Here is a 5,245-nt window from a genome sequence, read left to right as displayed (position 1 = left end):
ACTGTTCATGTTCGTCTGGACGCTGATCCTGCTGTCGTACCTGAAGTACCGTCAAAACCGTGCGGCACTGCATCAGGCATCGAAGTACAAAATGCCGGGCGGGCGTTTCATGTGCTACGTGTGCCTGGTGTTCTTTGCCTTCATCCTGGTGCTGCTGAGCCTGGAGGCAGATACCCGCTCGGCCTTGCTGGTGACACCGATCTGGTTCGTGCTGCTGGCGGTGACCTATCAGTTCGTGCGCAGCAAGCGCCAGCCGCGCACGGCCGTACGCCATTCATCGAGCACCTCCGGGCACCGATGACCTGACCGGGGCCTTGATCAAGCAAGGCCCTTGTTCTACCTCAGTCAGCGAAGCACTGCCAGGCTCACGAGGATGGGTGCTCTCCAGTTCGGATCGCTGTCATTGCGTGCCTCAAGGGTCACCGTACCGTTGTACCAACCCGGTGGTAGCTCGGGATTATCCAGTGCACTGTAACCGATGATCAGCTGCACCGGACCACCATCAAAATCGGGGTGGCATACAAGTGTGCTGTTCATAGTCGTCCGCGGGCAGCCCGAATTCTGCCGCATAGCCCTCAGATTGACAGATCGAGCTACCCCATCTTTCCCCGTCAATTTGGCGGTCAAGGTCGTCACGCCTGGGCCGCCATAGGTCAATGAAGTCGGGCCGACTTCACTGGAAAGTGCCACCACTCCGATTCTGGACCGCCCAGGTATGAAAGCCACGATTGCACTTGACTCTGGCTGGGTGGAAACATAGATAAGTCGGGTGCCTTCGAACGCGGGGCTGTATCCGCTCATCCGTCCCGCTTCCTCACGCCAGAGCCTGGCCATGTCGGCGGTCCTTGCATTTCCCAGAGGCCTGCCTCCATAAGTAACTTGAGGATTTGAGTAGTACGGTATGTTGTTGCCGCACAGCATGGTGTGAGCGCCACCGGAGGTCTGGTAGCCAAAGCGATAATTGTCCGCACCGGTTTCATTGCAGTGGTTACCGCCCACGTTATGGCCGACCTCATGCCGAAAGGCTAACGGATGATGAATGCTATTGACGCTGGCTGAGCCGGGTACATAAGCCATGCCGCCATAGGGTGAATTGTCGAAGTATCCCACATTGATATCGTGCTTATAGACCGGACGCAGCGGTGTCAGCATGTCCCTGACTTTCACCAGGCCAGTCCCGTCGACAGGAAGGTCAGTTTCGGTCACGCGGACACCTGCAAGGCGCAAAGAAACCCCTCCCACCTGTGAGTTTCGTAGCCCGAGGTTGGACGTCTCCAGTTGTGCCAGTGCGAATGCCACAGGATCGGCATTCAGCACCGCCAAGGCCTTCGTCGAAAACAGCATCAGGGCATCGATCTGGCCATCGTTGTCAGGTTTGTCAGGTTTGTCAGCGCCCGGCACCTGCGCAGGCCCTGCGCGCTCCTTCAACGTATCCGCTTTCAGATAATCGTAAGCAGGTTCTTCAACAAAACGCCGCGATCCAGTTTTGTCGACAAAAAGCGCGCCACGCCGCCCAGGCCGGTCAATGATCGCCGTTATCGCCCCATCCTTGTCCGTGACCACCACCAACGAACCGTCGATCCTGCCCTTGAGAGGCTCTGCAAGGTTGCCGCTCTCGATCGCATAGCCTTGGACATTGCGTAGCGAATTGGTGTTGTGGAAGCGGTAGCCGCCCAATTCCTGTGCGACCGTTGCCCCGAGCGGGCTTTTTCCCATTATCGATTCTGCATCCTGCGCGCACCCGGCCAAGAGCAATAGCAGTGGTGTCACCCACACAGCGGTCTTTGCCTTCCTGCGTCCTGCATTCTTCATTGCCTGCATCTCCAGAAGTGGATTCGGGTCAGCACACGATAGGGATGCCATGCCCTTGCGCCTACTGGCAAAAATGCTAGGTACAGCCTGCTGCTAGCGTTGCGAGCAGCAAAGCTCCAACGCTGTGCACACAAACTCACCAGGCACCAATATGGCCCGGCATAACGCCCCAACGCCCCGCACGCCCCCTCTATTACGCACCTTCCGCCGTTAGGCACACCCCTTGCAAAGCCCCTCCCCGCTTGGCCAACCTATAAAACCAGCGGAGAGAGCACATGAAGCGTCGCAGTCTGATCAAGGCCTTTACCCTCAGCGCATCGATTGCCGCAATGGGCCTGAGCTGGAGTATCCAGGCGGCCGAGACCATCAAGGTCGGCATCCTGCATTCGCTGTCGGGGACCATGGCCATTTCCGAGACCTCGCTCAAGGACATGGCGCTGATGACCATCGAGCAGATCAACGCCAAGGGCGGTGTGAACGGCAAGCTGCTTGAGCCGGTGGTGGTCGACCCCGCGTCCAACTGGCCGCTGTTTGCCGAAAAAAGCCGCCAGCTGCTGACCCAGGACAAGGTCGCAGTGGTGTTCGGCTGCTGGACCTCGGTATCGCGCAAATCGGTACTGCCGGTGTTCGAAGAGCTCAACGGCCTGCTGTTCTACCCGGTGCAGTACGAGGGTGAAGAGATGTCGCCGAACGTGTTCTACACCGGCGCCGCGCCCAACCAGCAAGCCATCCCCGCCGTGGACTACCTGATGAGCGAAGACGGCGGCAGCGCCAGGCGCTTCTACCTGCTGGGCACCGACTACGTCTACCCGCGCACCACCAACAAGATCCTGCGCGCCTTCCTGCACAGCAAGGGTGTGGCCGACAAGGACATCGAAGAGGTCTACACCCCGTTCGGCCACAGCGATTACCAGACCATCGTCGCCAACATCAAGAAGTTCTCCGCTGGCGGCAAGACCGCCGTCATCTCCACAGTCAACGGCGACTCCAACGTGCCGTTCTACAAGGAACTGGCCAACCAGGGCCTGAAGGCCACCGAGGTGCCGGTGGTGGCGTTCTCGGTAGGTGAAGAAGAGCTGCGCGGCATCGACACCAAGCCACTGGTGGGCCACCTGGCGGCGTGGAACTACTTCGAGTCGGTGGATAACCCGGTCAACCAGCAGTTCGTCGCCGACTGGAAAGCCTACGCCAAGGCCAAAGGCCTGCCCGGCGCCGACAAGGCGGTGACCAACGACCCGATGGAAGCCACCTACGTGGGCATCCACATGTGGGCCCAGGCGGTCGAGAAAGCCAAGTCCACCGACGTCGACAAGGTGCGCGAAGCGCTGGCCGGCCAGAGCTTCAAGGCACCGTCGGGCTTTACCCTGACCATGGACAAGAGCAACCACCACCTGCACAAGCCGGTAATGATCGGCGAGATCCAGGATGACGGGCAGTTCAGCGTGGTCTGGGAAACCGAGCAGCCGCTGCGGGCGCAGCCGTGGAGCCCGTTCATCCCGGGTAATGACAAGCGGCCGGACTATGCAGTGAAAGGTAATTGAGTGCCACTGGGGCTGCTTTGCAGCCCATTCGCCGGCAAGCCAGCTCCCACACGGAAAGCGCACCCTCAAGGCCTGTGAAGGACCTGTGGGAGCTGGCTTGCCGGCGATGAGGCCAACATCGATTTCCAGGATTACCCGCATGCTCAGACTGCTGCTCACCCTGCTCTTGCTGATCCCCCTGGCCACCCACGCCAGCGAGGGTGAATTCTTTCTCGCCGCCAAGCCCGCCGAGCAAGCCCGCCTGCTCGAAGGCTGGGCGGCACAACCCGATGCCGCGCGCCTGCCACTGCTGGAAAACCTGCGCCAAGGCCGAATTGCCACTGACGACACCCGCAAGCTGCGCCTGAACAACCGCCTGCGCGGCCTTATCGACAACGCCCTGGCCAGCCATCAACTGCTCAGCGACAACAGCGACACGCGGCTGGCCGCCGCGCAGCAACTGCAAAAGAGCGCACAGCCGGCACAAATGGCCTTTCTCGACCGGCGCTTCGCTGCCGAGCCGGACACTGCCGTGCACGCGGCCCTGGGCCTGGCCCTGGCCAACCTGCAACTGGGCGCCAGCGAACCTGCGGTACGCCTGGCCGCCGTGCGCCTGCTGGGTGAAACCGGCGACCCGCTGGCCCGCACCCGCCTCGAAGCCTTGCTGCAAGCCGATGCCGAACGCGACCCGGGCGTGCGCACCGCCGCCGAAACCAGCCTGGCCCAGGTCAAGCGCAAGCTGCTGGTCGGCGAGCTGCTCGGCCAGGCGTTCAGCGGCCTGTCACTGGGCTCGATCCTGCTGCTGGCTGCACTGGGCCTGGCGATCACCTTCGGCCTGCTCGGGGTGATCAACATGGCCCACGGCGAAATGCTGATGCTTGGCGCCTACAGCACCTACATGGTCCAGGTGCTACTGCAGCGCCATGCCCCAGGGGCCATCGAGTTCTATCCGCTGATTGCCCTGCCGGTGGCCTTCGCCGTCAGTGCCGGGGTAGGCATGCTGCTGGAGCGCACGGTCATTCGCCACCTGTACGGCCGGCCGCTGGAAACCCTGCTGGCAACCTGGGGCATCAGCCTGATCCTGATCCAGGCCATCCGCCTGCTGTTCGGCGCGCAGAACGTCGAAGTCAGCAACCCGGCGTGGCTGTCGGGGGGCATCCAGCTGCTACCCAACCTGGTGCTGCCGTACAACCGACTGGTCATCATCGGCTTCGCCCTGGCCGTGGTACTGCTCACCTGGCTGTTGCTCAACCGCACGCGGCTGGGCCTGAACGTGCGGGCGGTCACCCAGAACCGCAACATGGCCGCCTGCTGCGGCGTGTCCACCGGGCGCGTCGACATGCTCGCCTTTGGCCTGGGCTCGGGCATCGCCGGGCTCGGCGGCGTGGCCTTGAGCCAGGTCGGCAACGTCGGCCCGGACCTGGGCCAGAGCTACATCATCGATTCGTTCCTGGTGGTGGTGCTTGGCGGTGTCGGGCAACTGGCCGGCAGCCTGTGGGCGGCCTTCGGCCTTGGCATCGCCAATAAACTGCTGGAGCCGCAGATCGGTGCCGTGCTCGGCAAGATCCTCATCCTTGCGCTGATCATTCTGTTCATCCAGAAACGCCCGCAAGGCTTGTTCGCCCTCAAAGGACGGGTAATCGACTGATGAACCAGCCACTGCTTGTCACCGCTACGCAAAAGGCCGGGCCACGGCTGTCGCTGGCCATCGGCACTGTCGTCGTCCTGCTGTTGCTGGCCCTGCCGCTGCTGTCGCTGCTGCCGGCCGAGCATGCCCTGCAGGTATCGGCCTACACCCTGACCCTGGTCGGCAAGATCCTCTGCTATGCCATCGTCGCCCTGGCCCTGGACCTGGTCTGGGGTTACGCCGGGCTGTTGTCGCTGGGGCACGGGCTGTTCTTCGCCCTGGGTGG

3 protein-coding genes and 2 pseudogenes are annotated in these 5,245 nt (G+C 62.2%); 4 read left to right on the top strand and 1 reads right to left on the bottom strand.

Translation table 11 applies throughout. From position 1 onward, the window contains the following. A pseudogene (locus HP547_RS27160) lies at positions 1–301 on the top strand (D-serine/D-alanine/glycine transporter); the annotation flags it as partial. Positions 302–345: 44 nt separating this feature from the next. Here the strand turns inward: HP547_RS27160 and HP547_RS27155 are convergent. Beyond that, positions 346–1,812 carry a hypothetical protein gene (locus tag HP547_RS27155; protein ID WP_172288516.1) on the bottom strand — a complete coding sequence of 489 codons (1,467 nt, stop codon included), beginning with the start codon at positions 1,810–1,812 and terminating at the stop codon, positions 346–348. A 275-nt stretch (positions 1,813–2,087) separates the two neighbouring features. Here HP547_RS27155 and urtA point away from each other — a divergent pair, with 275 nt between their 5' ends. From urtA to HP547_RS27140, 3 genes and pseudogenes are all read left to right on the top strand, one after another. Then, positions 2,088–3,353: an urea ABC transporter substrate-binding protein gene (gene urtA, locus HP547_RS27150; protein WP_172227310.1), complete on the top strand. Its 1,266-nt coding sequence runs from the start codon at positions 2,088–2,090 to the stop codon at positions 3,351–3,353. Positions 3,354–3,459: 106 nt separating this feature from the next. After that, positions 3,460–4,980 (top strand): urea ABC transporter permease subunit UrtB, encoded by a 1,521-nt coding sequence (gene urtB / locus HP547_RS27145; protein ID WP_372242988.1) that lies wholly within the window; start codon positions 3,460–3,462, stop codon positions 4,978–4,980. Next, positions 4,980–5,245, top strand: a pseudogene (locus HP547_RS27140) (urea ABC transporter permease subunit UrtC); the annotation flags it as partial. The gene urtB and the pseudogene HP547_RS27140, both read left to right, overlap by 1 nt.

The sequence above is a fragment of the Pseudomonas sp. CM27 genome (genome assembly GCF_013179515.1).
Taxonomy (GTDB): domain Bacteria; phylum Pseudomonadota; class Gammaproteobacteria; order Pseudomonadales; family Pseudomonadaceae; genus Aquipseudomonas.
The sequence above is the reverse complement of the archived record's forward strand: the minus strand, read 5'-3'. Positions and strand labels throughout refer to the sequence as shown.